The sequence below is a fragment of the bacterium genome (assembly GCA_035527515.1).
Taxonomy (GTDB): domain Bacteria; phylum B130-G9; class B130-G9; order B130-G9; family B130-G9; genus B130-G9.
Window position 1 is genome coordinate 1 of the sequence record DATLAJ010000077.1, and the last position, 3,132, is coordinate 3,132.

The 3,132-nt window shown below is 57.3% G+C and carries 2 protein-coding genes; both read right to left on the reverse strand.

From position 1 onward, the window contains the following. On the reverse strand, positions 1-1,034 hold a 1,034-nt coding region (locus tag VM163_05845), incomplete at its 3' end, for a potassium channel family protein (GenBank protein HUT03395.1). Between the two features lie 6 nt (positions 1,035-1,040). After that, positions 1,041-2,900, reverse strand: a complete 1,860-nt coding sequence (locus VM163_05850; protein ID HUT03396.1) for a glutamate mutase L — start codon at positions 2,898-2,900, stop codon at positions 1,041-1,043. Between the last annotated feature and the right edge of the window lie 232 nt (positions 2,901-3,132).

Consider the following 3,132-nt stretch of genomic DNA (forward strand, 5'->3'; position numbering starts at 1 on the left):
CTACGCGGGTCAAATGATAATGCTAAGCTTAGGGAACCGGCTTCCGACCTGACTTGCGCCGTGTACTCGTCCCATTTCTGGACGGATACAACGGAGAAGGTTAGGACGGCGAGTATCAGCAGAGCAACGCCAGTCAACCCCTCCAGTACGACAGCAAGCCTCGCCAGCGCGAGGTGAGGCGCTATATCCCCATATCCAATCGTTAAAATCGTAACGGCACTGAAATACGGATATCCCCAAACGTCCGTAGCTGTCAGATTCGTAAAGCTTGCAGGCTGGAGTAGGCTTATACATCTAAATACGCCTGCGAAGGTGAACACTGCCACCACAACCAAAAGCATGAAGCTTGAAACGAATGTTGTTCCAAGAAACGATCGGGTACATATTGCATCGAGCACCGGTCCACGGATGAACTCATGCTGCTTGATCATCCAGTCTCGATTCCGACGAGAGTCGGCCCCTTGCTCCTTAGCAGCGGTCTCCGCCTTCTCTCTGGCCTGCCGATCATACTCTCTGTAAAGCCGCACAACTGTTTGCAGAGGGTTGCTCAACCACCGGGCATATGTGGTCATTAGATAGAAGTTGAGTAGAAGGAGGAGGCAAAGAATCCCCCAAGCGGCCAGCCTGTTCCCCCCAATGCATAAGGCAAGGATAATCATCCCTACTTGACATAGGGCAAATATCATTACGGCCCTCCCTCGCCGTAACGCCTCATCAACTTTTCGCAGTACAGCAACCTTCTCCCAGATGCCAAAGAAGAGCTTGATCACTGTCACGATCTGCAAGAGCAGGAACAATACAGCGAGGAATCCTCTAAGCCGCCAAGCAAAGTAGGCAAGCGGACCGAAAACCAGGCCCCCGATGAGCGCGCACTTAGCGAATGCAGGCATTTCACGCAAACCCGGGCATAAGCACACGAGCGCCGAAATGCCAGCAGCGTATACCATCGCGAAGCCAAGCAACACAACGCCCACATTTCGAGTTATCTTGAGTTTCCCTATTTCGATTGATGTGCCAGAATCATCTGTGTTCATCGGCGGTTAACCTTCCGGTAGTCCGAAAGCCTCCAGCCACTCCTTCAGTTTACCTATCCTCTTTTCATCCTCCGCCGGGAGATTGAGCGGGCGGCCGCGGGCGTCAATGATGAGCCCCACAACCCCGCCTTCGACCTCAACGGAGTGTGGCTTGCCCTTGCCAAGCCCAATATCGCAGCCCCTTGCCGGGGTGATGGTGACATTCGCCTTCTCGCCGACCCCGAGTGGGATGACTTTCACAGTTCCGAATGGGATGTCGAACCGCTCCTCGTCCATCATTCCGGTTTCTTGGTTGGAAGTTGAACGTTGAACGTTGAACGTTGAACGTTGAATCGCCAGCGTAGCTGCGATTTGCCCTTCTTTGCAGGTGCCGACCGGGCAGATCGCAGTCCCCAGCTTGATGAGGCAGTCGCGGTTGAAGACTTGGAGCGCCGCCTCGGGCATGACTTCGGAGAGTATCCCGAGCTGGGGCATCATGAAAATCGAGTCAACCGCCAGCATCGTGACCCCCTCGGGCTGATAGGCATCCAGCATCATGAGGGCCGCCTGCTCGCGCTTCGGGGCATGGCTCAGGACGCCGCCGCTCCCGACAATCATGTCCAGGTCTATCAGATGAACGAGCGTCTTGCCCGTGCCTTCCTGACTTATCGCGTCGCCAATGGTCCTGGTTTGCTGAACACCCTTCAGCTCGCGGGCGAGGGATTTATGGTGGATGAACGCCAGCCTGAGCGCCTCCCTCGCAACGGCCTGCTCCACATAGAGGTCACGCAGGGTCTGAGGGATGGTCGTCGGGCGGATCATCTTATTTCGAAGCTGGTTTCGGAGCGTCCACTCGTCAATGTCGAATGGGATCCATCGCCGAATATTGGCGATCCCTGCCTCGGCGAGGACGTTGCAGATCGAGTAGCTCATGCCCAGGTTCGCGCTCACTGTTCGGGTAAACACTCCGCCAAAGACGGAGAACACGTCGGTCGTCGCGCCGCCGATGTCCACCGCCAGCACGTTCATCTGCTCCTGATCGGCGATTGTCTGGATGATCTTACCGACTGCGTTCGGAGTGGACATGATCCCGGAACTCGTCCAGGTCATGAGTTTGCTGTAGCCGGGCGCCTGCTGCATGACGTGCTGGAGGAACAGCTCGTGGATGGCCTCTCGAGCCGGATAAAGGTTCTCGTGATCGAGGGCGGGTCGGAGGTTGTCCACCACCTTGAGGTCAACTTTGTCGCCGATGACCTGGCGAACCGCCTCGGCGGCCTCCTTGTTGCCGGCATAGATCACCGGGAGCTTGATCCCGATTCCAAGCCTGGGACGAGGGTCGGCCGAGACAAGCATCTCGCCGATCTCGACCAGGTGGGTGACCGTGCCGCCGTCCGTGCCGCCGGAGACCAATATCATGTCCGGGCGAAGCTCTCGGATGCGCTGGACTTTCTCAAATTCTTTGCGGCCGTCGTCAACGGCGATGACGTCAATGATGATCGCGCCTGCGCCCAGGGCCGCTCGCTCGGCGCTCTCGGCGCTCATGGACTTCACGACCCCCGCGACCGTCATCTGCAAGCCGCCGCCCGCGCTGGAGGTAGAGAGGTACATGTCAACACCCTTACCATCTTTCGAGGGAACGATGATCTTCTCCCCATCACCCCCTCGCCCCATCCCCCCATCGGGCAGGATACTCCTGCCCACCAGCTCTTCGACTTCGCGAACCGCATTCAGTACACCCACCGTGACGTCATCGAATGGCGCCTCGACGGTCGTGGGGGCTTCGCCTCGGACGACGAGGCGGTACTCGTCGCCCTGCTTCTCAATTAAGATGGCCTTGGTCGTGGTGCTCCCGCAGTCGGTGGCAAGAATGGATTTAACTTCACTCATAGTGTATGGCGTATTCTAGCACACGAGAGGTCGTGATGCAATGCTGGAAAAGCGCCAAACACGGAGGCACCCCGACGGATCGGGGCGGGCTGGAGGACACGAAGGAATGGCTTTAGTGCTGGCTTCGTAGTCGGCTTACCAGTCGGCCGAGGAAGAAGGGGACGTATGTCCAGACAAATAGGATCAGCAGATACAAAGCAAAATGAGTATTCGGAGGCTGACCCAAGAGCAT